Below are 24,762 nucleotides of genomic sequence, written 5' to 3'. Positions count from 1 at the left end.
CCTGGGGGGGGGGGGGGCCGGGGCGCGCCGCGGGCGGCGCGGGCCCCCCGCCCGGCCGGGGGGTGCGCCCGGGCGGGCCGGCCGCACGACGTCGTCGGCGCGTCCCTCGGGCCCGGGGCGGGGCTCCCGGCGGCCCGGCGCCGGACGCCTAGGCTCGGTGCATGAGCGTGCGCCGGGTGATGGGGACCGAGGTCGAGTACGGCATCTCGGTCCCCGGGCAGCCCACCGCCAACCCGACCACCCTGTCCAGCCAGGTCGTCAACGCCTGGGCCGTCGCCGACGCCCCCACCCGCCGCCGGCCGCGTTGGGACTTCGAGGAGGAGTCGCCGCTGCGCGACGCCCGCGGCTTCGACCTGTCCCCGGCGCAGGCGCTGGACCACACCGACCTCGACGAGGACTCGGGGATGGCCAACGTCATCCTCACCAACGGCGCCCGGCTCTACGTCGACCACGCGCACCCGGAGTACTCGACGCCGGAGGTCACCAACCCGCGCGACGTCGTCCTGTGGGACAAGGCGGGGGAGCGGGTCATGGCCGAGGCGGCCCGCCGGGCCGCCCGCATCCCCGGCACCCAGCCGATCCAGCTGTACAAGAACAACACCGACGGCAAGGGCGCCAGCTACGGCGCGCACGAGAACTACCTGATGGACCGGCGGACGCCGTTCATCGACATCATCCGCGGGCTGATCCCGTTCTTCGTGACCCGGCAGGTGTTCGCCGGTGCCGGCCGGGTCGGCATCGGCGCCGAGGGCCGCACGCAGGGCTTCCAGATCTCCTCCCGGGCGGACTTCTTCGAGGTCGAGGTGGGCCTGGAGACGACGCTCAAGCGGCCGATCATCAACACCCGCGACGAGCCGCACGCCAACCCCGACGAGTACCGCCGGCTGCACGTGATCATCGGCGACGCGAACCTCGCCGAGCTGTCGACCTACCTCAAGGTCGGGACGACGTCGCTGGTGCTGGCCATGATCGAGGCGCGGGCGCTGCGCGAGGACCTCTCGCTGGAGGAGCCGGTCGCCACGCTGCAGGCGGTCAGCCACGACCCGTCGCTGGCCACCCAGGTGCGGCTACGCGACGGGCGGCGGATGACCGCGGTCGACCTGCAGCGGGTCTACCTCGACCACGCCGAGCGGTTCGTCGACCGCAACGGGGCGCCCGACGAGCAGACCACCGACGTGCTGCGCCGCTGGGCCGAGGTCCTCGACGACCTCGCCACCGACCCGATGCGCCTGGCCGACCGGCTGGACTGGCCGGCCAAGCTGCGGCTGCTGGAGGGTTACCGCTCCCGCGACGGGCTGTCCTGGGGCGACTCGCGGCTGCAGCTGGTGGACCTGCAGTACTCCGACGTCCGCCCGGAGAAGGGGCTCTACCACCGGCTGGTCGCCCGCGGCTCGATGCAGCGGCTGCTCACCGACGACGAGGTGACCCGGGCGATGGTCACCCCGCCGGCCGACACCCGCGCCTTCTTCCGCGGCGAGTGCCTGCGGCGCTTCCCGGCCCAGGTGGCCGCGGCGTCGTGGGACTCGGTGGTCTTCGACCTCGGCCGGGAGAACCTGGTGCGCATCCCGACGATGGAGCCGCTGCGCGGCACCCGCGACCACGTGGGCCTGCTGTTCGAGTCGACGGCGAGCGCGCAGGAGCTGGTCGACACCATCACCGGCGCCTAGTGACCCCGCCGGTCGAGGTCGCGCGGGCGCTGGCCGAGGACCTGCTCGCGCCCACCGCCGCGGAGGTCGACGCCACCGGCGTCCTCCCGCGCGGCCACCTCGACGCGCTCACCGCGGCCGGGCTGTACGGCCTGGTCGGACCCGCCGACGCCGGCGGCCTGGGCGCCGACGGCGCGACGCTGGCGGCCGTGGTCGAGGAGCTGGCGGCCGGCGACCTCGCGACCGCGTTCGTGTGGCTGCAGCACCACGGCGTCGTCGGCCGGCTGGCCGCCTCCCAGGCGCACCCGGAGCTGCTGGCCGACCTGTGCGCCGGGCGGCGGCGGGCCGGGATCGCCCTGCAGGCGGCGACGCGCCCGGACGCGGCGCCCGTGACCGTGCGGCGGGACGGCGGCGACCTCGTGCTCGACGGCGCCGTGCCGTGGGTGACCGGCTGGGGCCTGCTCGACGTCGTGCTGGTGGCCGCCCGCGACGGCGACGACGTCGCGTTCGTGCTGGCCGACGCCGCCTGCGGGCCGACGCTCGCGGCGGTGCCGCAGGCGCTGGTCGCGGTGCAGGCCAGCGCCACCGTGGAGCTGCACCTGCGGGGCCACCGCGTCCCCGCCGGCCGGCTGCTGGGCGCGACCCCGCTGGCCGAGGTCCGCGCGGGCGACGCGGCCGGGCTGCGGCTCAACGGCTCGCTGGCGCTGGGCCTGGCCCGGCGGTGCGCCCGGCTGGTCGGCCCCTCACCCCTCGACGACGACCTCGCCGCCGTGCGCGCCCGGCTCGACGCCGCTGGGCCGGACGGGCTCCCGGAGGCGCGCGCCGCCGCCGCGGCCCTCGCGCACCGCGCGGCCGGGGCCCTGGTGGTGGCGACCGGCAGCGGCGCCGCACGCGCCGGCTCGGTGGCCGAGCGGACCGCGCGCGAGGCGGTGTTCCTGCTCGTGTTCGGGTCCCGCCCCGCGATCCGCGCGTCGCTGCTGGCGCGGCTGGGCGCGGCCCGCTGAGGCCGCCGGGTGTCGGTACCTGCGGGTAGTTTCGGCGGCAGCACGCACTCGGCGCGCACCAGGGGAGGGCACATGGCCACCAGGGACACCGGCGGGCAGCAGCGGGCCACGCGCACGCGCGAGGAGACCGACGAGGTCGAGGCCTCGGTCGACACCGAGGTCGCCGAGCGGCACAAGGAGATGTCCGAGGACGTCGACGCCATCCTCGACGAGATCGACGACGTCCTCGAGGAGAATGCAGAGGAATTCGTTCGCTCGTATGTGCAAAAAGGGGGTCAGTGAAAGCCATCTCCGTATAGCGGGAATGGTGGGATGAAATGGTCGACTCGAAGTGGTGTCCGGACTGCGGTGTGGTCCGCCCGCTCGACCAGTTCACCCGTGACAAGCGACGAGCGGACGGTCTCGCGTTCTACTGCCGCGACCACGCGAGGGCGAGGTCTCAGGAGTCCAGACGGCGGCGGCTCGGTCCACCGAGCCGCCGCTTTCCGGTCGGTCGAGACGTGCCGGCCGGGGCCAAGTGGTGTCCGGACTGCGACACCGTCAAGCCGATCGACGAGTTCCCCACGACCACCGCCAACTCGAGCGGTGTGCACACGTACTGCAAGCCCTGTCACAACGTCCGCGGCAAGGCCTCCAAGGACAAGGTGGGTGGGTCGCGGAGCTACCACCTCATGCGGCGGTACGGGATCACCGTCGCCGAGGCCGACGCGATGCTGGCCGAGCAGGGCGGGCTCTGTGCCATCTGCGTCACGGCGCCGGCCGAGCACGTGGACCACGACCACGTAACCGGCAGGGTCCGGGCGCTGCTCTGTTTCGGCTGCAACGGCGGTCTCGGACAGTTCAAGGACGATCCCGTGGTCCTGCGCGCCGCCGCCCGCTACGTCCTCCACCACCGCGCCCTGCAGGGCGGTCCGCCCGCCACACCGCAGGCCGAGGAGTGAACGACCGGGCGCTCACCCGACGGCGGCGAGGGCGGCGCCCGGGCCGGTGACGAGGCAACCGGTCCCGGTGAGGGCGGTCATCACCGCGTCCACGGGGTCGTGCAGGTCGCCGGGGACCCGCCCGGCCCACGGCGCGCCGGGCAGGGCGGGGACGTCCCACGCCGCGCACAGCACCCGGGGGAGCACCACGGCCCCCTGCGCCTGACGGGCGAGCAGCAGCTCCCGGAGCTCAGGGTGCCGACGCACCTCCGGCCACGGCACCCGCAGGTGACCACCGCCGTCGACCGGCAGCAGGCCGGCCGGTCCCTCCTCGCCCTCCTGGACAGCGACCGCCTGCACCTCGGTCAGGTCGACCCCGTGCCGGCCGAGCAGCGTGCGGCCGCTCAGCAGGCCGTCGTCGACACGCACCGACCGCCTGTGTCGTTCTGCCGGACGGCAGCGAACAGCAGCACGGCCGGCAGCCCGAGCAGCACGACCAGCGGGACGGACACCCGGCCCGGCCAGCGCCCAGCTCCCCGCCGGCGCCACGACGAGCACGAGCAGCGCGCCCGCCCCGGCCAGCACGCGGCCGCGGCGCCGGTCCGCCACCCGCGGCACCACCCGCACCGGCGGGCTCACGCGAGCAGGACGCCGGCCGCCACGGCGGCGGCCGAGCCGAGGAGGGTCAGCGCGCCGATGGCCCGGTCCGCCCCGTCCCGGCGCACGCGCCCGGGCGTGGGGACCTCGGGCGGCGCGGGCAGGTCCCACGCGGCGCACGCCGCCGGCGGCAGGAGCCCGCCCCGCCGGTGCCGGTGGACGAGCAGCCGGCGTGCCTCCGGCAGGCCGTCCAGCCGCGACCAGGGGACCACCAGGTGCCGCTCGCCGTCGCTCAGCCGGACCGCGACGAGCCTGCCCAGCTCCGGATCGCTGCCGGCGGACACCGCCGTCACCCGCGCGAGGTCCACCCCCTGCTCGCCGAGCAGGGTCCGCCCGACGAGCACCGTCCCCTCCAGCCGCAGCCGGCCGGCCTCGTCCTGCCGCACCCGCGACCACAGGGACCAGGCGGCCAGGAGCCCGGCCAGGGCGGCCACGGCCGCGGGCCACCCGGCCCCGCCTCCGAGCGCCGCGCGGGTCCAGGCCGCGCAGAGCCCGCACAGCAGGGCCATCAGCAGCCCGGTCGCGGCCAGCGCGGTGCGGCGCCGTCCGGCCGGCACGCGGGGCACGTGCGGTGCCCCCGCCAGGTCCCGCGGGTGCACTCCGTCGGTCACGCCTGCTCCCCTCCGGTCGATCGAGCCGGCGCACGGTAGACCCCGCGGTCCCGGCGGACCAGGCCCGCCCGCGTCCCGGGTGGCCCGGCAGTCGCGCCGGTAGGGTCGGCCACGAGCCGCCGCGGCACGTCCGCGGCACGTCGAGGAGCACCCCGGGAGGGGCGCGGAGAGGGTGGACGGGTTGACCCAGTCGCACACCGGCCGGAGCGGCTTCCCGCCCGCCTACCTGGACCGGGTGGGCTCCTCGTTCACCGACTTCCTCGCCCAGGCCGCGCCCGACCTGCTGCCCGGGCGGCGCCCCGTGCCGTCGGTGCACGCCGGCGACCTCACCCCGCACGGCACCACGATCGTCTCCGTCACCTACGACGGCGGCGTCCTCATGGGCGGCGACCGGCGGGCCACCATGGGCAACCTGATCTCCAGCCGCGACATCGAGAAGGTGTACCCGGCCGACACCTGGTCGGTGATCGGCATCGCCGGGGCCGCGGGCATCGCGATCGAGATGGTCCGGCTCTACCAGGTCGAGCTCGAGCACTACGAGAAGATCGAGGGGCTGACCCTCAGCCTGGACGGCAAGGCCAACCGGCTGGCCCAGATGATCCGCGGCAACCTCGGCGCCGCGCTGCAGGGCCTGGCCGTCGTCCCGCTGTTCGCCGGCTTCGACCTCGACGCCGCCCCGGACGCCAGCCCGGGCCGGATCTTCAGCTACGACGTCACCGGCGGGAACTACGAGGAGCGCGGCTACGCCGCCGTCGGCTCCGGCTCGCTGTTCGCCCGCAACTCGCTGAAGAAGACCTGGCGGCCGGGGCTGTCCGGCGACGACGCCACCCGCAGCCTGGTCGAGGCCCTCTACGACGCCGCCGACGACGACTCGGCCACCGGCGGCCCCGACCCGGTGCGCCGGCTGTACCCGATCGTCTACCGCGTCGACGCCGAGGGCGCCGTCCGCCTGACCGACGACGAGGTCTCCGCCGTCGCGAAGACCATCGTCGACGAGCGGGCCGCCGCCGAGGGGCAGGGCTGATCGCCGTGACCATGCCGTACTACGCCTCGCCCGAGCAGCTCATGCGCGACCGCTCGGAGTACGCCCGCAAGGGCATCTCCCGCGGCCGCAGCGTCGCCGTCCTCACCTACGCCGACGGCGTGCTGTTCATCGCCGAGAACCCCAGCTCCACGCTGCACAAGGTCGGCGAGATCTACGACCGGATCGGCTTCGCCGCCGTCGGCCGGTACAGCGAGTTCGAGAGCCTGCGGGTGGCCGGGGTGCGCCTGGCCGACGTCCGCGGTTACTCCTACAACCGCCGCGACGTCACCGGCCGGGTCATCGCCAACGCCTACGCGCAGACCCTCGGCGCGATCTTCACCGAGCAGATGAAGCCCTACGAGGTGGAGCTGTGCGTCGCCGAGGTCGGGGAGGCCGCCGAGCAGGACCAGCTGTACCGGCTGACCTTCGACGGGTCGGTCGTCGACGAGCCGGACTTCGTGGTCATGGGCGGGCAGGCCGAGGCGGTCACCGCCCGCCTGCGGGAGGACTTCCGCCCCGGCATGGCGCTGCGCGACGCGCTGATGACCGGCGTCCGGGCGCTGTCGGCGTCCAGCCCGGCGATGTCGGGCAACGCCAACGGCAGCGGCGACGGCCTGCTGCCGGCCGGCCAGCTCGAGGTCGCCGTCCTGGACCGCCGCCGGCCCAAGCGGGCCTTCCGCCGGGTCGTGGGCGCGGCGCTGGGCACCCTGCTCGGCGACCGCAGCGCCGGCGCGGCCGCGCCCGAGGGCACCACCCACGCACACGTGCCCAGCGCGCCGCAGCCGGGCACCCCGGCCGGTCTCGGCGACCCCGCCGCGCCGGACACCGCCGGCGGCACCGGCGGGTCGGGCGAGGGCAGCGGCCCGCAGCCGGGCCCGGCCGACGGCGCCGGCGGGGGCACCGACGGGGGCAGCTGACCGGCGTCGCGGAAGGGACGAGCGGGGAACCGGCCGGAGTCGCATCCGGCGCCTAGGCTCGGTCCGTGGACCGACGGATCTTCGGGATCGAGACCGAGTACGGCGTCACGTGCACCTTCCGCGGGCAGCGGCGGCTGTCCCCGGACGAGGTGGCCCGCTACCTGTTCCGGCGCGTCGTGTCGTGGGGGCGCAGCTCCAACGTGTTCCTGCGCAACGGCTCGCGGCTGTACCTCGACGTCGGCAGCCACCCCGAGTACGCCACCGCCGAGTGCGACGACCTCACCGAGCTCGTCGTCCACGACAAGGCCGGCGAGCGGATCCTCGAGGGCCTGCTGGTCGACGCGGAGCAGCGGCTGGCCGAGGAGGGCGTCACCGGCGACATCTACCTGTTCAAGAACAACACCGACTCGGCCGGCAACAGCTACGGCTGCCACGAGAACTACTGCGTCGGCCGGCACGGGGAGTTCTCCCGGCTGGCCGACGTGCTCATCCCGTTCCTGGTCAGCCGGCAGCTGATCGTCGGCGCGGGCAAGGTGCTGCAGACCCCGCGCGGGGCGATCTACTGCGTCAGCCAGCGCGCCGAGCACATCTGGGAGGGCGTGTCCTCGGCGACCACCCGGTCGCGGCCGATCATCAACACCCGCGACGAGCCGCACGCCGACGCCGAGCGCTACCGGCGGCTGCACGTCATCGTCGGCGACTCGAACATGAACGAGACGACGACGCTGCTCAAGGTCACCATCACCGACCTGGTGCTGCGGATGATCGAGGCCGGGGTGCCGATCCGGGACATGGCGCTGGAGAACCCGATCCGGGCGATCCGGGAGATCAGCCACGACGTCACCGGCCGCCGCAAGGTGCGCCTGGCCAACGGCCGGGAGATGAGCGCGCTGGAGATCCAGGGCGAGTACCACTCCCGCGCCGCGGAGTTCGTCGACCGGGAGGGCTTCGGCCCGGTGCACCGGCAGATGCTCGAGCTGTGGGGGCGGGTGCTCAAGGCCGTCGACACCGAGGACCTCTCGCTCATCGACCGGGAGATCGACTGGGCCACCAAGCTGTCGCTGATCGAGCGGTACCGGGCGAAGAAGGGCCTGTCGCTGTCGTCCCCGCGGGTGGCGCAGATGGACCTGGCCTACCACGACATCTCCCGCCGGCGCGGGCTGTACTACCTGCTCGAGCGCAACGGCCAGGTGGAGCGGGTGGCGCACGAGCCGCGGGTGTTCGAGGCCAAGAACGTGCCGCCGCAGACCACCCGGGCCAAGCTGCGCGGGGAGTTCATCCGCAAGGCCCAGGAGAAGCGGCGGGACTTCACCGTCGACTGGGTGCACCTCAAGCTCAACGACCAGGCCCAGCGCACCGTGCTGTGCAAGGACCCGTTCAAGAGCGTCGACGAGCGCGTGGAGAAGCTCATCGCCTCCATGTAGTCCGGCATGTAGTCCGGGCACCTCCGCGGACCTGCACCGTGCACGTCCGCGGAGGTGCCCCGGTCAGTCGGGCAGGGGCACCCGGACGGCGGCGTAGCGGCCCGCGGCCGCGGCGGCGAGGAAGTAGGCGCGCTCCTCGGGCCAGCCGCGGCCCATCGTCGACAGCGTCACCGGCGACAGCTGCAGCGCCTCGTCCAGCCCCTCGACGTCGACCCACACCACCCGGTTGCGCTCGGGCTGGCCGGCCAGGTCCTCCTCGACCTGCCGGCCGAGCTCCGAGCCCAGCCCGCGCGGGGCCACCAGCGTCACGCCGGCCATGGCCACCCGCCCGAACGCGGTCAGCGAGTGGTGGGAGACGCCGCGGTGGCGGGGGCGCGGGTCGGCGTCGGAGATCCGCAGCGCGCCGATCGGCTCCCCGCCGAGCACGCTGACGGCGTTGCACGCCTCCCCGGCCGCGACCCCGGAGAAGCCCCACGGGGTGCCGGTGCCCAGGTTGCCCGGGCCCTGGGTGACGACGGCGACGTCGGCGCCGAGCACGTGTTTCGCGGCCAGCAGCCCGGTGTGCAGGGTGACCGCCTCCAGGTCGCCGCCGAAGGCCTGCCCGACGGTGACCACCCCGGCCAGCGACGGCGCCAGGGTGTGCAGCGTGCGGGAGAAGCCGGCCACCAGGGCGCCGCCGTCGGTCATGACGTAGGCGACCTTGAGGTCGGGGTCGGTGGCGAACACGCCGATGAGCGCGGCCGGCAGCGCCGAGTGCAGGTCGGCGACGACGACCGGCATCCCGCCGAGGTCCTCGGCCGCGGCGATGGTGTCGTGGTGCGCGGTGTCCTGCTCGTCCACGCCCTGCACGCTCACCTGCAGCGGCGTGTAGCGCGCCTTGACCAGGTGGCCGGGGCCGGTGGGGTCCGGCGGCAGCCGGTCGGGGACGGCGACGACGAGCGCGTACCCGCCGGTGCCCAGCCGCTGCGCCCACGCGGTCGTGTTGAGCAGCACCTCGTCGCCGACCTCGGGCACGCCCACCAGCGACGGGTGCGCCAGCGAGCGCACCGCGCCGTCGCCGGGCACCTCCACGGTGAGCTCCAGCGCGTCGCGCCAGCTCCTCCCGGTCGCGGTCACCGTGCCGCGTCGCCAGCGGATCCGTTGCGCAGTCGTCCGTTCCCCCACGGGGCCGAGGCTAGCCAGGGAGCGGCCCGCGCGCGGCCGGGACGGTGGGGGAGCGCGCGTCTGACTAGCCTGGGGCGCGTGTCGGCGAAGCGGGCGGAGCGGCTGGTCAACCTGGTCATCGCGCTGCTCGGCACCCGCCAGTACGTGACGGCGGCGCGGATCCGGTCGACCGTCCCCGGCTACGAGCCCGACGACGGCACCGCCCGCGCCGACGAGGCGTTCAAGCGGATGTTCGAGCGGGACAAGGCCGACCTGCGCGAGATGGGGATCCCGCTGGAGACCGGCCGCACCAGCGTCTTCGACACCGAGGACGGCTACCGCATCGCCCGCGCCGACTACGAGCTGCCCGAGATCACCCTCACCGGCGAGGAGGCCGCCGCCGTCGGCCTGGCGCTGCGGCTGTGGGAGTCCGCGCAGCTGGCCGGGGCCGCGCACAGCGCGCTGGTGAAGCTGCGCGCCGCCGGCGTCGACGTGGACCCGACCCGGCTGCCGATCCAGCCGCGGCTGGACTCCGACGAGCCGGCGTTCGAGCCCTGCTACGCCGCGGCCCGCGACCGCCGGGTGCTGCAGTTCGACTACCGCCGTCCCGACGAGGACGCCCCGGCCCGCCGGCACGTGCAGCCCTGGGGCGTGGTCGCCTGGCACGGCCGCTGGTACCTGGTGGGGCTGGACCTGGACCGGCAGGCCCCGCGGGTGTTCCGGCTGTCCCGCGTCGTCGGCACCCCGCGGGCGACCGGGCCGGAGAACGCCTTCGAGCCCCCGCCGGACCTGGACCTCGCCGGGATCGTCGCCGGCCAGTTCGGCGGCCGGGGCGAGGAGCAGCTGGTGGTCGTGCGCGCCCGGCCGGGCACCGCCGTCGGGCTGCGCCGCTGGGCGACCCCGCTGGGCGCCGGGGCGGACGGGGAGGACCGGCTGCAGCTGCGCACCACCGAGCCGTGGCGGCTGGCCGACCAGCTGGCCGCCTACGGCCCCGACGTCGTCGTGGAGTCGCCGACGGCGGTCCGCGACGCGGTCGTCGAGCGGCTGACCCGCCTGGCCGCCATGGGGGAGCGATGACGAGCCCGGCCACCAACGAGCGGATGACGCGGCTGCTCTCGCTCGTCCCGTACCTCACCGCCCGGCCCGAGGGCGTGCCGCTGGCCGAGGTGGCCCGCGACTTCGGGGTGCCCGAGCGGCAGCTGCGCCGCGACCTCGAGCTGCTGTGGATGTGCGGCCTGCCCGGCTACGGCCCCGGCGACCTCATCGACCTGTCCTTCGAGGGCGACCGGGTGCGGGTCACCTTCACCGCCGGGATGGTCCGCCCGCTGCGGCTGACCACCGACGAGGCGGTCGCGCTGGTGGTGGCGCTGCGCACGCTGCTGGACCTGCCCGGGCTGGCCGAGCAGGAGGCGGTGAGCCGGGCGCTGGCCAAGGTGTCGGCCGCCGCCGGGCACGCCGCCGAGCGGGTCACCCCGGTGGCGCTCAGCGTCGACGCCCGCGAGCAGGCCCTCGCCGTCGTCCGGCAGGGGCTCGAGCGCGGCCGGGCGCTGCACCTGCACTACTACGTGCCCACCCGCGACGAGCGCACCGAGCGGACCGTCGACCCGATGCGGTTGCTGCTGGTCGACGGCCGCTGGTACCTGGAGGCCTGGTCGCGGGAGGTGGCCGGCGTCCGGCTGTTCCGGCTGGATCGCATCGACGACGTCGAGGTGCTCGACGAGCCGGCCGCCCCGCCGCCGCAGGCCGCGCCGCGGGACGTGGAGTCCGGCCTGTACCAGCCGGCGCCCGGCGCGCCGGTGGTGCGGCTGCGGCTGGCCCGCACCGCCCGCTGGGTGGCCGAGTACTACCCGGTGGAGGACGTCCGCGAGGTCGAGGACCCGCCGGGCGGGCTGGCGGTCGCGCTGCGCACCCACGACCTGGCCTGGGCGCGCCGGCTGGTCGCCTCCCTCGGGGGCGCGGCCACCGTCGACGAGCCGGCCGAGCTCGCCGCCGCCGTCGCCGCCGACGCGCGGGCCGCCCTCGCCCGGTACGGCGCCTGATCCCCGGCGCCTAGGCTCACCCCGTGCTGCTGCTCGTCGTGTGGATCGTCGCCGTCGTCGTGTCGCTGGTCGTCCTCGGCGCCATCGCCCATGGCCTGCTGGGGGCGTTCCGGCGGCTGGGCCGGGAGCTGGCGGCCGCCGAGCAGGAGGCCCGGCCCGTCCTGGAGCAGGCCCAGGCCACCGCCGCCCGCGCGGCCGCGCTCGCGGACGAACGCCGGTCGAACGACCGCTGAACCGCCGTCGACCCCGCCCTTTGGGGGGACCGGGTGCCCACACCCCCGGCGTAGCATCGGCCCCGCCCCCGCGACCTGGAGGACGCATGAACCTCGGCCCGCTCGAGATCGGCCTGATCATCCTGGCCGTCCTGTTGCTGTTCGGCTACAAGAAGCTCCCCGACGCCTCGCGCTCGCTGGGCCGCTCGCTGCGCATCTTCAAGGGCGAGATGAAGGGCATGAAGGACGACGACCGCACCGCGGCCCCGTCCGCGCCGCTGCCGCCGGCCGCACTCGACGCCGCCGACCGGGACCGGCGCGCCCAGCTCGAGGCCGAGGCGGCCGCCGCCGAGGCCCGCGCCGCGGAGCTGCGGGCGCGCGCCGCGCAGCCCGGCGCCGCCGACGCACGCTGACCGCCTCCCCGGGCAGCGACGTGAGCGGTCCCTCCCTGCGCCGCCGCCGTCGTCGGCGGGCGCCGCGGGACCCCGAGGCGACGATGACCCTCGTCGCGCACCTCACCGAGCTGCGCAACCGCGTCGCCAAGGCCCTGCTGGCGCTCGCGCTGGGCACCGTCGCCGGGTTCCTCTGGTACGACCACGGGCTGCTGACCTTCCTCAGCCAGCCCTATTGCTCGCTGCCCGCCGACCTGCGCTTCCAGGGCGACGAGAGCTGCTCGCTGGTGGTCCTCGACGTCTTCGGCGGTGTGCTGCTGCGGCTGAAGATCGGCCTGATCGCCGGGGCGGTGCTGTCCAGCCCGTTCTGGCTCTACCAGCTGTGGGCGTTCATCACCCCCGGGCTCAAGCGCAACGAGAAGCGCTACGCGATCACCTTCGTCGCCGTCTCGACGACGCTGTTCGCCCTCGGCGCGGTGCTGGCCTACGTCACCCTCTACAAGGGCCTGGAGCTGCTGCTGGAGCTCGCCGGTGACGAGGTGGCCTTCCAGCTCACCGCGCCGGACTACCTCGGCTTCGTCATCAGCCTGCTGGTCGCCTTCGGGCTGAGCTTCGAGCTGCCGCTGATCGCGGTGGCGCTGAACCTGGTCGGCGTCCTGTCGCACGCCGCGCTGGCCCGCAGCCGGCGGTGGATCTTCTTCCTGACCATCGTCTTCGCCGCGTTCATCACGCCCACCCAGGACCCGTTCACCATGCTCGCCATGGCGCTGCCGATGGTGGTGCTGTTCGAGCTGGCCATCCAGGTCGCCCGGGTCGTGGACAGGCGGCGGGCCCGGCGGGAGGCCGGGGAGCACTTCCACGACGTCCCCGACGACGAGGCCTCCCCGCTCGACGCCCGGCCCTCCGACCTCGACGCCGCCCCGACCCGGCGCGAGGACCTGCTGCCCGGCACCCCGGCGGACACCTACCGCGGCTGAGCCGCCGGGGGTCCCGCGGCGGCCAGCGCCTCGACCAGGACCGACCGCGGGGGTGCGGCCGGCGGGCCGTCGTCGCCGGGGGAGGGGTGCCCGGGCCGCCACCCCCGGGCGAGCAGCCCGGCCACCCGCGGCTGCACCGCGGCCAGCGCCGCCGGCGGGTCGACCAGCTGCGCGTGCCGCAGCACGGCCCGGCCCACCTCCGGGTCGGCGCCGGCGGCGGCGAACACCAGCCAGCCCGGCAGCGGCGCCCCGTCCCCGGCGGGCCCGGACGGCGGGCCGGCGCCCCACCCGGAGCCCCACCCCGCGCCGTCGCGGGCGGCCCGCCACGTCCGGGCGCGGGCGAGGTCGGCCCGGCAGCCGTCGTCGAACCACTCCCGCAGCTCGCCGAGCACCCAGGCGTCCACCCGCGCGCGCCAGGACCGGGCGTCCCCGGGCGCGGCGGCGACGGCCTCCGCCAGGCGCAGCGCGTGCGCCACCGCCAGCGCCGAGCCGCGGCCGAAGTGCGGGTTGCTGGTGCTGACGGCGTCGGCCAGCGGGTGCAGCCCCAGCGGCGCGTCGTCGGTGAGCACCCGGAAGGTGCTGCGCAGGCCGCCCATGACCAGCACCGGCGAGACCGGGACGGCGCGCGCCGGGTCGGTCCACAGCGCGGCCAGCGGCACCAGCCGGGTGACCGCCTCGAAGCCGGGCAGCTCCTGCGACCGGGCCAGCTGGGGGTCGTCGGGCAGCCGGGTCAGGCAGACGGTGAACGTGCCGGCGTCGTGCGGGAAGACGAGCACGGCGTACCCGTCGCCCTCGGCCACCGAGACCACGCCCCGCTCCACCGGCGCGAACCCGGCGCCGGGCAGCAGCCGGTAGCGGCGGGAGACGTACACCTCGTCGGCCGGGACGTCGACGGTGTCGCCGACCCAGGGGCGCGACAGCCGCCCGCGCCGGCCGGTGGCGTCGACGACGAGGCCGGCGGGCAGCACGCCGCCGCCGGCCAGCCGGACACCGGAGACCGCCCCGCCGGCCACGTCCACCCGCTCGACCCCGGCGCGCAGCCGGGTCACGCCCGGCTCGGCGTCGGCGGTGCGCCGCAGCACCCACTCCAGCGTGCTGCGCCGGCACCGCAGGGCGGTGAGCCCGTCGGCCAGCCGCACCGGCTCGGCGCCGTGGGCGACCAGCGCGTCGAGCACGTCGGGAAGGCCGGCGGCGAGCTCGGCGTGCAGCCGGGCGAGGAAGGCGTGCGGCTGGTGGAACTGCGCCACCCCGCGGCGGCGCCAGTCCGCGGCGGTGGCGACGTCGCCGGGTGGCTGCGCGCCGTCCCGGTCCACCAGCTGCACCCGGTGGCCCTGACGCGCGAGCGCGACCGCGGCGGTCAGGCCCGAGATCCCGGCTCCTGCGACGACGACCTGCACGACGACCTCCGCACGACTCGACGGGGCCGGTGGGGTCTCCCCGGGAAGGTGTTGCTGGGCAACAGACCGGCGGCGTCATCGACCCACCGGCGGCGCGACGGTGTCAAGATCAGGACGGCGCGGTACCGACCTCCGACCAGGCCGTTTCCACCGCAGGGAGGGGGTGTCGTCCCCGGGGCGCGCCGGGCCGTAGCGTGGGCCGGCCGCTCGCCGGAGGCAGGGGAGGGAGACCGGGTGGACGTCGCCGTCCTCGTCAGCGCCGCCGCCGGCCGGGGCCGCGCCCGCACCGTGTCCGCGGCCGCCCTCGACGCGCTGCGCCGCGGCGGGCTCACCCCCACGGTGCTCGCGGCCGGCACCCGCGCCGAGGCCGAGCGGGCCGCGGCCGGCGCGGTGGCGGCCGGCACCGGCGCCGTCGTCGCGATCGGCGGGGACGGCGCCGTGCACGCCGCGCTGCAGGCGGTCGCCGGCACCGGCACGCCGCTGGCCGTCGTCCCGGCCGGCACCGGCAACGACCTGGCGCTGGCCCTCGGCGTGCCCCCCGAACCGGTGGCCGCGGCCACCGCGGCCGCCGCCGACCTGCGCGCGGGCGCCGTCCGGTCCCTCGACGCCGGCCGCACCGCCGGGCGCTGGTGGGCCACCGTGCTGTGCTGCGGCTTCGACTCGGCGGTCACCGACCGGGCCAACCGGCTGCGTTGGCCGCGGGGGCCCCGCCGCTACGACGTCGCGATCCTCGCCGAGCTCGCCCGGCTGCGGCCCCGCGAGGTCACCCTCACCCTCGACGGGGAGGCGCGGACGCTGCCGGTCACGCTGGTCGCCGTCGGCAACACCGCCTGGTACGGCGGGGGCATGCGGGTCTGCCCGGCCGCCGACCCCGCCGACGGCCTGCTCGACGTCACGGTGGTCGGGCCGGTGTCCCGCCGGGAGCTGGTGCGCACCCGGCCGCGACTGACCGAGGGCACGCACGTCGACCACCCCGCCGTCACGGTGCACCGCGCCGCGCGGGTGGAGCTGGCCGGCACGGGGCTGACCACCTACGCCGACGGCGAGCCGGTGGCGGCACTGCCGGTGCGCGCCGAGGCGGTGCCCGGCGCGCTGCGGGTGGTGGGGTCGGCGCGCCCGGCCTGAGTCCGCCGAGGCCGGGGACGGGCTCCGGCGCGCCCAGGATCACCCTCCGTGGCCGGGGTCTCGGGAATGCCGGGGATATATGCCAGGGATCCTGACGCTGCGTGACGTCGCCGACCACCGCCTGCTGTGGGGACGAGGGGGCCAGGCGCCTGCCCGTACCGGGCAAACCCGCCCAGTACGACCGTTATCCCCAACTTTACGACCATCTGGCGGTGGTGCGGCGATCCGGGGGAGGGGCGATGACGCCGGGAGGTCCGGTCCGGGCTGAGGGTCGTCCGGGGAGCGCCTAACGTGGGGGCATGTCCAGCCCCGCCGAGCGGTACGCGGCTGCCCGGCGGCGCAGCGCGCACCCCACCCTCGCCGACTTCACCGCCGAGCTCGGCTTCTCCCTGGACCCGTTCCAGGTCGAGGCCTGCGAGGCGCTCGACGAGGGCGCCGGGGTGCTGGTGTGCGCGCCCACCGGGGCCGGCAAGACCGTCGTCGGCGAGTTCGCCGTGCACAAGGCGCTGGCCGAGGGGCGCAAGGCGTTCTACACGACGCCGATCAAGGCGCTGTCCAACCAGAAGTACAACGACCTGGTCGACCGCTACGGCGAGGCGAAGGTCGGGCTGCTCACCGGGGACAACGCGATCAACGGCGACGCGCCCGTGGTGGTGATGACCACCGAGGTGCTGCGCAACATGCTGTACGCGGAGTCCCCGGCCATCGCCGGTCTCGGCTACGTGGTGATGGACGAGGTGCACTACCTCGCCGACCGCTTCCGGGGTGCGGTGTGGGAGGAGGTGATCATCCACCTGCCGGCGTCGGTGACCCTGGTGTCGCTGTCGGCGACGGTGAGCAACGCCGAGGAGTTCGCCGACTGGCTGGTCACCGTCCGCGGGCACACCCGGGTCGTCGTCAGCGAGGTCCGGCCGATCCCGCTGTGGCAGCACATGCTGGTCGGCAACCGGGTGTTCGACCTGTTCAGCCTGCGGCCCGCCGCGCACGCCGCCGAGCAGGGCGAGACCCCGCGCGGGCAGTCGACGCGCGACCGGGGCGCCAGCGTCGTCGATCCCGAGCTGGTCCGGTACGTGCGCGAGCACGAGCGGCGGCTGGACACCTGGGGCGGCGGCAACGGGGGCTCGCGGCGGGACCGGGACTGGCACCGGCCGCGCTACCGCCCGCCGGCCCGCCCGGAGGTCGTGGAGCGGCTCGACCGCGCCGGGCTGCTGCCGGCGATCACGTTCGTGTTCAGCCGCAACGGCTGCGACCAGGCCGTGCACCAGTGCCTGATGGCCGGGCTGCGGCTCACCGACGAGGCCGAGCGCGCCGAGATCGCCCGGATCGTCGACGAGCGCACCGGCAGCCTGCCCGACGAGGACCTGCACGTCCTCGGCTTCTGGGAGTGGCGCGAGGGGCTGCTCGCCGGGCTGGCCGCCCACCACGCGGGCCTGGTGCCGGCGTTCAAGGAGACCGTCGAGGAGTGCTTCGTGCGCGGCCTGGTCAAGGCCGTGTTCGCCACCGAGACCCTGGCGCTGGGCATCAACATGCCCGCCCGCACCGTCGTGCTCGAGCGGCTGGTCAAGTGGAACGGCGAGGCGCACGTCGACGTCACGCCGGGGGAGTACACCCAGCTCACCGGGCGGGCCGGGCGGCGCGGCATCGACGTCGAGGGGCACGCCGTCGTCGTCTGGGCGCCGGGCATGGACCCCTCCGTCGTCGCCGGGCTGGCCAGCACCCGCACCTATCCGCTGCGGTCGTCGTTCCGGCCCAGCTACAACATGGCGGTCAACCTGGTCGGCTCCTACGGCCGGGCCCGCGCCCGCGAGCTGCTGGCCTCCTCCTTCGCCCAGTTCCAGGCCGACCGCTCGGTGGTGGGCCTGGCCCGGCAGGCGGCCCGCTCCGAGCGCGACGCGGAGCGGTTCGCCGCGGAGATGGCCAGCGAGGGCGGCGACGTGCTGGCCTACGCCCGGCTGCGGCGGGAGATCGCCGACCGGGAGAAGGAGCTGTCCCGCGACTCGCAGGCCAAGCGGCGCATGGAGGCCGCCGACACGCTGGCCGCGCTGCGCCCCGGCGACGTCATCCGGGTGCCCTCGGGCCGGCGGCAGGGCCTGGCCGTCGTCCTCGACCCCGGCGTCACCGACCTGTCCGACCCCCGCCCGCTGGTGCTCACCGAGGACAAGTGGGCCGGCCGGCTGGCCAGCGTGGACTTCCCGACGCCGGTGACCGCGCTGGCCCGGGTGCGGGTGCCGAAGAACTTCAACCACCGCAGCCCGCACGCCCGCCGCGACCTCGCCGCCACGCTGCGCACCGCGCGGCTGGAGAACGACCTCGGCGCCCGGCGGGTCAAGCAGCGCTCGGCCGCCGCCGACGACCCGGTGCTGCACGACCTGCGCCGCGCGCTGCGCGACCACCCGGTGCACGCGCTGCCCGACCGGGAGGAGCGGGTGCGGTTCGCCGAGCGGTACCTGCGCGCGGTCGCCGACGCCGAGGCCACCCACCGGAAGATGGCCGAGCGGACCGGCTCGCTGACCCGGCAGTTCGACCGCACCTGCGACGTCCTCGAGGAGCTGGGCTACCTGGTGCCCGAGGCGGTGCCGCTGGTGCCCGCCGACACCGAGGAGCCCACCCCCGTCGACGACGTCCCGCTGGTCACCGAGGAGGGCCGGCGGCTGGCACGGGTCTGGTCGGAGGCCGACCTGCTGGTCGCCGAGTGCCTGCGCGCCGGGGTGTGGCGCGGGCTCACCCCGGCCGAGCTGGCCGCGGCGGTGTCCACGCTGGTGTTCGAGGCCCGGCGGGAGGTGCCCGGCCAGCCGGCGGTGCCCGCGGGGAAGGTGGGCGGGGCGATCGCCGAGATGCGCCGGATCCGCGCGCGGCTGCAGGACGTCGAGCTCGACCGCGGCCTGCCCGCCAGCCGCGACCTGGACCTCGGCTTCGCCTGGGCGGCCTACCGCTGGGCCGACGGGCAGACCCTCGACCGGGTCCTGGCCGGCGCCGAGCAGGCGGGCACCGAGCTCTCCGGCGGCGACTTCGTCCGCTGGGCCCGGCAGCTGGTGGACCTGCTCGACCAGCTGGCGAAGGTGGCCGACGAGGCCGTGGCCGGCGTGGCGCGGGCCGCGGTGGGGCTGGTGCGTCGCGGGGTGGTCGCGGTGGCGGTCAGCGGCTGAGGGGCCCGCCACCCGGCCGGTTTCCCACGCCGCGGAGGGGCTGCCGAACGGACCTGGTGGTGCACAATCTCCCCCGCTCCGGGGACGGACGGTCATCGGAGCGCGGGAACACGATCCGGCCCCCGCGGGGCCGCACCGGACGGGAGCGACGATGACCAACCCACCGCAGGGTGGCCAGCCGGGGCAGTACGGGCAGCCGGGGCAGTACGGCCAGCAGCCGGGGCAGCCGGGCCCGTACGGGCAGCCGGGGCAGTACGGCCAGCCGGGTGGGCAGTACGGGCAGCCCGCCGCCCAGCCGGGGCAGTACGGGCAGCAGCCGGGCCAGTACGGCCAGCCCGCGGGCTACGGGCAGCCCGGCTACGGCCAGCCGGGCCAGCAGCCCGGCGGTTTCGGGCAGCCGGGGCAGTACGGGCAGCAGCCGGGGCAGTACGGCCAGCCCGGGGCCTACGGGCAGCCCGGCTACGGCCAGCCGGGCCAGCAGCCGAAGAAGTCGCGGACCGGGCTGGTCGTCGGGCTGGTCGCGCTCGCCGTCGTCGTGATCGCCGCGGCGATCGTCCTGCCCCTCGTGCTGCGCACCGAGGTGCTCGACCGCGCGCAGGCCGAGAGCGACATCGCCCAGCAGTTCGAGGAGACCTTCGGCGTCGCGATCGACGTCTCCTGCGACGACGAGATGACGGTGGAGGACGGCGCCACCTACGAGTGCACCGGCACCACCGACGACGGCGAGGACGTGACCCTGCAGGTCGCCATCACCGACGCCGCCGCCGCCGCCTACACCTGGGAGGTCGCCTCCTGACCGGGGGGCGCTGACCCGGGCCGGCCGGCGCCTCGGTCGAGCGCGTCGGCCGGCCAGCCCAGGGCGGCGCCCAGCCGCCCGAGCGAGGACCGCAGCCCGTGCGCGTCGGCCAGCGCGGCCAGCGCCGCGGCGTCGGCCGGCCGGGCGGGCAGCGCCCCCTCCACCGGCGGCAGGTCGACGTCGCGGGCCACGGCCACCACCACCGGCGCGGCGTCCAGGTACTCCCCGCCGGCGTGCAGCTTCCTGAGCACCGCGGCGGTCAGCGGCGCCCTCGGCACCGCGGTGCCGGCCGCGGCGGCGCGGATGCCGGCCAGGTCGCCGAACTCGGTGACCAGCGCCGCCGCCGTCTTCGCGCCGATGCCGGCCACGCCGGGCAGGCCGTCGCTGGGGTCCCCGCGCAGCACCGCGAAGTCGGCGTAGGCCCGCCCGGGGATGCCGTACTTCGCGGCCACCGCCGCCTCGTCGACCACCTCGATGTCGGCGATGCCGCGCGCGGTGTACAGCACCCGGACGCCGCGGGCGTCGTCGACGAGCTGGAACAGGTCCCGGTCGCCGGTGACGACGTCGACCGGCCCGCGCGCCCGGGTGGCCAGCGTGCCGATGACGTCGTCGGCCTCGTAGCCCGGCGCGCCGACCCGGGCGATGCCCGCCGCGGCCAGCACGTCCACCAGCACGGGCACCTGCGGCGAGAGCTCGTCGGGCGTCTCCTCCCCGCCGTCGGGCGAGAGCCGGTGCGCCTTGTACGACGGCAGCGCCTCCACCCGGAACGCCGGGCGCCAGTCGTCGTCCCAGCAGGCGACCAGCCGGGTGGGGCGGTGGGCGGTGAGCAGCCGGGCGGTCATGTCCAGGAAGCCGCGGACGGCGTTGACCGGGCGGCCGTCGGGGGCGGTCACGCTGGTCGGGACGCCGTAGAAGGCCCGGAAGTAGAGGCTCGCGGCGTCGAGCAGCATCGTGGTCACGGGCGGACCGTAGCCGCCGCGGACGACGGGCCGGGGAAACCGGCGCGGGCCCGGCCGGGGCGCGGGGCTAGTGTCCGGGCGTGGCAAGCAGCGCGGGGGCCCTCGTCAGCATCGACCGCGTGCACGCCGCGCGCGCCGTCGCCGCGGAGCTCGGCGTCGACGTCCTGGTCCTCACCCCGGGCTCGGACCTGCGCTACCTGTCCGGCTACCACGCCCACGCGATGGAGCGGCTGACCGCGCTGGTGGTCCCGCGCCGCGGGGAGCCGCTGCTGGTCGTCCCGCGGCTGGAGGCGCCGATGGTCGACGCCGGCCCGGCCGGCGCGCTCGGCCTGGACCTGCACGCCTGGGACGAGACCGACGACCCGTTCGCCGTCCTCGCCCGGGAGGTGACCGCCCGGCTGGGCGCCGCCCCCACGCGGGTCGCGGTGGGGGCGCGCACCTGGGCCGAGCACGCCCTCGGCGTGCACCGGGCGCTGCCCGGCTCGGTGCTGGAGCTGGCCACCCCGGTCCTCGACCGGCTGCGGATGGTCAAGACCCCGGCCGAGGTGGAGGAGCTCGCCCGCGCCGGCGCGGCCATCGACCGGGTGCACGCCCGGATGGGGGAGTGGCTGCGGGTCGGGCGCACCGAGGCCGAGGTCGGCGCCGACATCTCGGCGGCGATCCTCGCCGAGGGGCACGTGGGCGTGGACTTCACCATCGTCGGCTCCGGCCCCAACGGCGCCAGCCCGCACCACGAGCTCTCCGACCGGGTGGTGCAGGCCGGGGACCTGGTCGTCGTCGACATCGGCGGGGAGACCGCCACCGGCTACCGGTCGGACTGCACCCGCACCTACGCCGTCGGCGGGGAGCCCGACGCCGAGGTGGCCGAGTGGTACGCGGTCCTCCAGGAGGCGCAGGAGGCCGCCGTCGCTGCCGTCCGGCCCGGGGTGACCGCCGAGCAGGTCGACGCCGTCGCCCGCGACCGGATCACCGCCGCCGGGTGGGGCGGGCACTTCATCCACCGCACCGGGCACGGCATCGGCCTGGACACCCACGAGGCGCCCTACATCGTCGCGGGCAACGACCTGCCGCTGGAGGCGGGGATGGCGTTCTCCGTGGAGCCGGGCATCTACCTGGCCGGGCGCTGCGGCGCCCGGATCGAGGACATCGTGGTCTGCACCGACGACGGCGTCCGCACGCTCAACGAGGGCACCCGTGAGCTCGTCGTCCTCCCCGGCTGAGCCGCCCTCCGACGTCGACCGGGCGCTGCTGGCCGCCCTGGTGCGGGACGGGCGGGCCAGCTACACCGAGCTCGCCGAGCGGGTGGGGCTGTCGGTGTCGGCGGTGCACCAGCGGGTGCGCCGGCTCGAGCAGCGCGGGCTGATCACCGGGTACCGGGCGCGGATCGACGCGCGGCAGGTGGGCCTCGGGCTGACCGCGTTCGTCTCGATCACCCCGCTGGACCAGGCCCAGGCCGACGACGCCCCGGCCAAGCTCACCCACCTCGACGCGATCGAGGCCTGCTACTCGGTCGCGGGCATCGAGAGCTACCTGCTCAAGGTGCGGGTGGCCTCGCCCGAGGCGCTGGAGGCCCTGCTGCGCGAGATCCGCACGACGGCGAACGTCAGCACCCGCACCACCGTCGTGCTGTCCACCTTCTACGAGGACCGTCCCCCCGTCTGAGCCCGGAGGACCGGCGTGCCCGACTCCCTGGCCCGCGGGGTGGGGGACCACCTGCCCGGCACGCTGCTCGCGCTGCTCGCGGCCGGGCTGTTCGGGCTGGGCTCGGTGCTGCAGCACGAGGCCGCGGTCCGCGCCACGGCCGGCGGGCGGCTGCGGATGCGGGCGATGGTCCGCCAGCGCACCTGGCTGACCGGCCAGGCGGCCACCACCAGCGGCACCGCCGCGCAGGTGGCCGCGCTGGCGCTGGCGCCGGTGGCGATCGTGCAGCCGCTGCTGGCCGGCGCGCTGGTGGCGGCGCTGGCGGTGCGCGCCGCCCGCACCGGGCACCCGCCGTCCCGGACCGAGTGGGCCGGGGCCGCGCTCACCGTGGGCGGGCTCGTCGTCTTCGTGGTGGCCGCCCGCCCGGGCCGGGGGTCCGGGGCCCCGCCGCCGGCCGCAGCGGCGGTGGTCGCCGTCGTGCTGGTGGTGCTGGCGGTCGCGCTCACCGCCCGGCTGGGCGGCGGCAGCGGCGCGGCGCTGGCCTGCGGGGTCACCGGGGGCCTGGCCGCCGGGGTGGCGGCGGTGCTGGTCTCGGCCGGGCTCGCCGTGCTCTCGGCCGACGGGGTGGCCGGCGCGCTCGCCCGGCCCGAGCCGTGGGGCGCCGTGGTGGCCTCGGTGGCGTCCACGGTCGGCGCGCAGCAGGCCTACGGCCGCGGGTCGCTCTCCTGGTCACTGCCGGCGCTCGTGGTGTTCGACCCGCTGACCGCGGTGCCCTCGGCCCGGCTGCTGCTGGGCGAGCACCTCGAGCCCGGGCACGCGGCGGTGTGGGGCCCGGCCGCGCTGGTCGCCGTCGCCGGGGTCGTCCTGCTCACCCGGAGCAGCGGCCGGCCGCCGCGGCAGGCGGCGCCTGCCGTCGGCGGTTGACCATGGTCACCACTCGACCGTTATCCCTAACTTCCCCTCACCATCGCCGGGGTCTTCATCCCGGGGGAGGGGACAGCCACGACGGCGGTGCGACTGGACAACGCCTCGAACACGTGTTCGCATCGGCTCATGAGGTGGGACGCCCGGCGCCTCGACGCCGAGGACGAGTCGCTGCTGCCGGGCATGCCGAGCCTGCGCGGGCTGCTGCGCAGCGTGGAGGTGTCCGAGTTCCCGGGTGTGACGATGCACGAGGTGCTGTGCCGGTCGGCCCTCAACGCGGTGCCCGAGGGCTCGCGGGTGCCGTTCCGGTACACGATCAACCCGTACCGGGGCTGCCTCCACCAGTGCGTGTACTGCTTCGCCCGCGCGACGCACGAGTGGCTGGACCTGGACGCCGGCCGTGACTTCGACACCCAGATCGTCGTCAAGACCAACCTCGTCGAGGTGCTGCGCCGGGAGCTCGCCCGGCCGTCCTGGAAGCGCGAGCACGTGGCGCTGGGCACCAACACCGACCCCTACCAGCGCGCGGAGGGCCGGTACCGGCTGATGCCCGGCGTCATCCGCGCGCTGGCCGACTCCGGCACGCCGTTCTCCATCCTCACCAAGGGCACGCTGGCCCGCCGGGACCTGCCGCTGCTCGCCGACGCCGCTCGCGACGTGCCGGTGGGCTTCGGCGTCTCGGTGGCCATCTGGGACGACGACCTGCACGCGAGCCTGGAGCCCGGCGCGCCCTCGCCGCGCGCCCGGCTGGACCTGGTGCGCGCGGTCACCGACGCCGGGCTGCCGTGCGGGGTGTTCCTGGCCCCGGTGCTGCCGGGCCTCACCGACCGCCTCGCCGACCTCGACGCCGCCCTGGGCGCCATCGCCGCCGCCGGCGCCACCGGGGTGACCGTGGTGCCGCTGCACCTGCGGCCGGGTGCCCGCGAGTGGTTCTCCGCCTGGCTGGCGCGCGAGCACCCCGCCCTGGTGGGGCGCTACCGGCAGCTCTACCGCGGCGGCGCGTACGTGCCGGCCGAGTACCGGGCGTGGCTGGCCGAGCGGGTCAGGCCGCTGCTGCGCCGGCACCGCCTCGACGGCCGCTCCGGAGGCGCGGCGCGGGGCGCCGAGGCGCCCTCCGGCGTCCCCGGGGACGACGAGGCCGCCTTCCCCGCCGGCAGCCTGCCGCCGGCCCGCGACGAGACCGCCCCGCGGGGCCGGGCGGCCCGGGCGCGCCGGTCGAGGGACGACGCCGTGCCCGGCCAGCTGGCGTTGCTCTGAACGGTTCAGGCAAGGCTTGCCTGACCATTGGGTGCCGCAACGAAATGGCGGCGACGAAGGCCAGCCTTGCCTTCGCGCGCGGCGTCGACCTGCGGTTTCTCAGGTCAGCCTCACCTCAGGAATGGTCGGAGATCGACACGCGGAATGCATTCCGGGGTCGAACCCGACGCCATTCTGCGGCACACTGGGGCCAGCCGATCCGTCCGAGTCCGGAGGACCAGAGATGACCGCCGTCGTGCCCCCCGTCGCCGAGTGCACCGTCACCGGCTGCTCCTACAACGACCACGACCACGGCTGCCACGCCTTCGCGATCACCGTGAGCAGCCACAACGGCAGTGCCGACTGCGGCACCTTCATCCCGCTCACCGTCCGGGGCGGCCTGCCCCGGGCCGAGGCGTTGGTGGGTGCGTGCCAGCGGACCGACTGCGTGCACAACGACGCCCTCGAGTGCCGCGCCGAGGGCATCCGGGTGGGCTTCGACCACGACACCGCCACCTGCATGACCTACTCGCCGGCCTGACGGGACCAGGTACCTCTCCACGACGACGGCC

At 76.3% G+C, this 24,762-nt stretch carries 25 protein-coding genes; 20 read left to right on the top strand and 5 right to left on the bottom strand.

The genetic code is table 11. The annotated features are described in order from the left end of the window. Positions 1-161: 161 nt before the first annotated feature. From dop to ACI798_RS19300, 4 genes are all read left to right on the top strand, one after another. Positions 162-1,667 carry a depupylase/deamidase Dop gene (gene dop / locus ACI798_RS19315; protein ID WP_456941185.1) on the top strand — a complete coding sequence of 502 codons (1,506 nt, stop codon included), beginning with the start codon at positions 162-164 and terminating at the stop codon, positions 1,665-1,667. Then, the gene (locus tag ACI798_RS19310) at positions 1,667-2,650 is read left to right on the top strand and encodes an acyl-CoA dehydrogenase family protein (protein ID WP_457048687.1); all 984 of its coding nucleotides are present in this window, start codon (positions 1,667-1,669) and stop codon (positions 2,648-2,650) included. The genes dop and ACI798_RS19310 overlap by 1 nt, the downstream gene beginning before the upstream one ends. A 72-nt stretch (positions 2,651-2,722) precedes the next feature. Further along, on the top strand, positions 2,723-2,932 hold the full coding sequence (locus tag ACI798_RS19305) for a ubiquitin-like protein Pup (protein WP_456941183.1): 210 nt from the start codon (positions 2,723-2,725) through the stop codon (positions 2,930-2,932). A 35-nt stretch (positions 2,933-2,967) separates the two neighbouring features. Beyond that, positions 2,968-3,591, top strand: coding sequence for an endonuclease VII domain-containing protein (locus tag ACI798_RS19300; RefSeq protein WP_457048686.1), 624 nt, complete (start codon positions 2,968-2,970; stop codon positions 3,589-3,591). A gap of 12 nt (positions 3,592-3,603) precedes the next feature. On the opposite strand, the gene ACI798_RS19295 is transcribed toward ACI798_RS19300, so the two are convergent. Further along, positions 3,604-3,999, bottom strand: a complete 396-nt coding sequence (locus tag ACI798_RS19295) for a hypothetical protein (protein ID WP_457048685.1) — start codon at positions 3,997-3,999, stop codon at positions 3,604-3,606. A gap of 206 nt (positions 4,000-4,205) precedes the next feature. After that, a complete protein-coding gene (locus ACI798_RS19290; protein WP_457048684.1) occupies positions 4,206-4,838 on the bottom strand; it encodes a hypothetical protein in 633 nt (210 codons plus the stop codon). Between the two features lie 181 nt (positions 4,839-5,019). Between ACI798_RS19290 and prcB the strand changes: the two genes are divergently transcribed. The 3 genes from prcB to pafA all read left to right on the top strand — a co-directional run bounded on the left by prcB (position 5,020) and on the right by pafA (position 8,203). Beyond that, positions 5,020-5,862 carry a proteasome subunit beta gene (prcB, locus tag ACI798_RS19285; protein ID WP_456941179.1) on the top strand — a complete coding sequence of 281 codons (843 nt, stop codon included), beginning with the start codon at positions 5,020-5,022 and terminating at the stop codon, positions 5,860-5,862. A gap of 11 nt (positions 5,863-5,873) precedes the next feature. Further along, positions 5,874-6,779, top strand: a complete 906-nt coding sequence (gene prcA, locus ACI798_RS19280) for a proteasome subunit alpha (RefSeq protein WP_456941188.1) — start codon at positions 5,874-5,876, stop codon at positions 6,777-6,779. A 65-nt stretch (positions 6,780-6,844) separates the two neighbouring features. Beyond that, the gene (gene pafA / locus ACI798_RS19275; RefSeq protein ID WP_456941178.1) at positions 6,845-8,203 is read left to right on the top strand and encodes a Pup--protein ligase; all 1,359 of its coding nucleotides are present in this window, start codon (positions 6,845-6,847) and stop codon (positions 8,201-8,203) included. Between the two features lie 63 nt (positions 8,204-8,266). Here pafA and ACI798_RS19270 read toward each other — a convergent pair whose 3' ends face one another. Beyond that, positions 8,267-9,319, bottom strand: coding sequence for a DUF3866 family protein (locus ACI798_RS19270; RefSeq protein WP_457048683.1), 1,053 nt, complete (start codon positions 9,317-9,319; stop codon positions 8,267-8,269). 126 nt (positions 9,320-9,445) lie between these two features. Here ACI798_RS19270 and ACI798_RS19265 point away from each other — a divergent pair, with 126 nt between their 5' ends. The 5 genes from ACI798_RS19265 to tatC all read left to right on the top strand — a co-directional run bounded on the left by ACI798_RS19265 (position 9,446) and on the right by tatC (position 12,966). After that, the gene (locus ACI798_RS19265) at positions 9,446-10,423 is read left to right on the top strand and encodes a helix-turn-helix transcriptional regulator (protein WP_456941176.1); all 978 of its coding nucleotides are present in this window, start codon (positions 9,446-9,448) and stop codon (positions 10,421-10,423) included. Beyond that, a complete protein-coding gene (locus ACI798_RS19260; protein WP_456903010.1) occupies positions 10,420-11,385 on the top strand; it encodes a helix-turn-helix transcriptional regulator in 966 nt (321 codons plus the stop codon). The genes ACI798_RS19265 and ACI798_RS19260 overlap by 4 nt, the downstream gene beginning before the upstream one ends. A gap of 23 nt (positions 11,386-11,408) precedes the next feature. Further along, entirely contained in the window at positions 11,409-11,618 is a 210-nt protein-coding gene (locus tag ACI798_RS19255) for a hypothetical protein (protein WP_456941175.1), read from the top strand. A gap of 86 nt (positions 11,619-11,704) precedes the next feature. Continuing rightward, positions 11,705-12,010, top strand: a complete 306-nt coding sequence (gene tatA, locus ACI798_RS19250; protein WP_456941174.1) for a Sec-independent protein translocase subunit TatA — start codon at positions 11,705-11,707, stop codon at positions 12,008-12,010. A gap of 20 nt (positions 12,011-12,030) precedes the next feature. Continuing rightward, positions 12,031-12,966, top strand: a complete 936-nt coding sequence (gene tatC, locus ACI798_RS19245) for a twin-arginine translocase subunit TatC (RefSeq protein ID WP_457048682.1) — start codon at positions 12,031-12,033, stop codon at positions 12,964-12,966. On the opposite strand, the gene ACI798_RS19240 is transcribed toward tatC, so the two are convergent. After that, positions 12,954-14,363 carry an FAD-dependent oxidoreductase gene (locus ACI798_RS19240; RefSeq protein WP_457048681.1) on the bottom strand — a complete coding sequence of 470 codons (1,410 nt, stop codon included), beginning with the start codon at positions 14,361-14,363 and terminating at the stop codon, positions 12,954-12,956. The two genes, tatC and ACI798_RS19240, sit on opposite strands and share 13 nt — an antisense overlap. A gap of 234 nt (positions 14,364-14,597) precedes the next feature. Here ACI798_RS19240 and ACI798_RS19235 point away from each other — a divergent pair, with 234 nt between their 5' ends. The 3 genes from ACI798_RS19235 (at position 14,598) to ACI798_RS19225 (ending at position 19,430) form a co-directional block, all read left to right on the top strand. Then, on the top strand, positions 14,598-15,488 hold the full coding sequence (locus ACI798_RS19235; protein ID WP_457048680.1) for a diacylglycerol kinase family protein: 891 nt from the start codon (positions 14,598-14,600) through the stop codon (positions 15,486-15,488). A gap of 299 nt (positions 15,489-15,787) precedes the next feature. Further along, positions 15,788-18,634 (top strand): DEAD/DEAH box helicase, encoded by a 2,847-nt coding sequence (locus ACI798_RS19230; RefSeq protein ID WP_456941170.1) that lies wholly within the window; start codon positions 15,788-15,790, stop codon positions 18,632-18,634. 151 nt (positions 18,635-18,785) lie between these two features. Further along, on the top strand, positions 18,786-19,430 hold the full coding sequence (locus tag ACI798_RS19225; RefSeq protein WP_456941169.1) for a DUF4333 domain-containing protein: 645 nt from the start codon (positions 18,786-18,788) through the stop codon (positions 19,428-19,430). On the opposite strand, the gene ACI798_RS19220 is transcribed toward ACI798_RS19225, so the two are convergent. Next, on the bottom strand, positions 19,406-20,380 hold the full coding sequence (locus ACI798_RS19220) for a 5'-3' exonuclease (RefSeq protein WP_456941187.1): 975 nt from the start codon (positions 20,378-20,380) through the stop codon (positions 19,406-19,408). The genes ACI798_RS19225 and ACI798_RS19220 overlap by 25 nt on opposite strands. 89 nt (positions 20,381-20,469) lie before the next feature. Between ACI798_RS19220 and ACI798_RS19215 the strand changes: the two genes are divergently transcribed. The 5 genes from ACI798_RS19215 (at position 20,470) to ACI798_RS19195 (ending at position 24,731) form a co-directional block, all read left to right on the top strand. Then, positions 20,470-21,609: a M24 family metallopeptidase gene (locus tag ACI798_RS19215; RefSeq protein WP_456941168.1), complete on the top strand. Its 1,140-nt coding sequence runs from the start codon at positions 20,470-20,472 to the stop codon at positions 21,607-21,609. Next, a complete protein-coding gene (locus tag ACI798_RS19210; protein ID WP_456941167.1) occupies positions 21,584-22,051 on the top strand; it encodes an Lrp/AsnC family transcriptional regulator in 468 nt (155 codons plus the stop codon). The genes ACI798_RS19215 and ACI798_RS19210 overlap by 26 nt, the downstream gene beginning before the upstream one ends. A gap of 15 nt (positions 22,052-22,066) precedes the next feature. Continuing rightward, on the top strand, positions 22,067-22,954 hold the full coding sequence (locus tag ACI798_RS19205) for a DMT family transporter (RefSeq protein ID WP_457048679.1): 888 nt from the start codon (positions 22,067-22,069) through the stop codon (positions 22,952-22,954). A 129-nt stretch (positions 22,955-23,083) separates the two neighbouring features. After that, positions 23,084-24,211: an Rv2578c family radical SAM protein gene (locus tag ACI798_RS19200; protein WP_457048678.1), complete on the top strand. Its 1,128-nt coding sequence runs from the start codon at positions 23,084-23,086 to the stop codon at positions 24,209-24,211. Positions 24,212-24,434: 223 nt separating this feature from the next. After that, positions 24,435-24,731 carry a DUF1540 domain-containing protein gene (locus ACI798_RS19195; protein WP_456941164.1) on the top strand — a complete coding sequence of 99 codons (297 nt, stop codon included), beginning with the start codon at positions 24,435-24,437 and terminating at the stop codon, positions 24,729-24,731. The last annotated feature ends 31 nt before the right edge of the window (positions 24,732-24,762 follow it).

The sequence above is a fragment of the Geodermatophilus sp. SYSU D01045 genome (assembly GCF_054050295.1).
This window is presented reverse-complemented; position numbering and strand designations above follow the sequence as displayed.

Coding starts and splice junctions, on each gene's coding strand:
- ACI798_RS19220 (WP_456941187.1), bottom strand. CDS start 20,380: ATGCTGCTCGACGCCGCGAGCCTCTACTTCCGGGCCTTCTACGGCGTC.
- ACI798_RS19305 (WP_456941183.1), top strand. CDS start 2,723: ATGGCCACCAGGGACACCGGCGGGCAGCAGCGGGCCACGCGCACGCGC.
- dop (WP_456941185.1), top strand. CDS start 162: ATGAGCGTGCGCCGGGTGATGGGGACCGAGGTCGAGTACGGCATCTCG.
- tatA (WP_456941174.1), top strand. CDS start 11,705: ATGAACCTCGGCCCGCTCGAGATCGGCCTGATCATCCTGGCCGTCCTG.
- ACI798_RS19260 (WP_456903010.1), top strand. CDS start 10,420: ATGACGAGCCCGGCCACCAACGAGCGGATGACGCGGCTGCTCTCGCTC.
- ACI798_RS19195 (WP_456941164.1), top strand. CDS start 24,435: ATGACCGCCGTCGTGCCCCCCGTCGCCGAGTGCACCGTCACCGGCTGC.
- ACI798_RS19200 (WP_457048678.1), top strand. CDS start 23,084: ATGAGGTGGGACGCCCGGCGCCTCGACGCCGAGGACGAGTCGCTGCTG.
- prcA (WP_456941188.1), top strand. CDS start 5,874: ATGCCGTACTACGCCTCGCCCGAGCAGCTCATGCGCGACCGCTCGGAG.
- ACI798_RS19300 (WP_457048686.1), top strand. CDS start 2,968: ATGGTCGACTCGAAGTGGTGTCCGGACTGCGGTGTGGTCCGCCCGCTC.
- ACI798_RS19230 (WP_456941170.1), top strand. CDS start 15,788: ATGTCCAGCCCCGCCGAGCGGTACGCGGCTGCCCGGCGGCGCAGCGCG.
- ACI798_RS19225 (WP_456941169.1), top strand. CDS start 18,786: ATGACCAACCCACCGCAGGGTGGCCAGCCGGGGCAGTACGGGCAGCCG.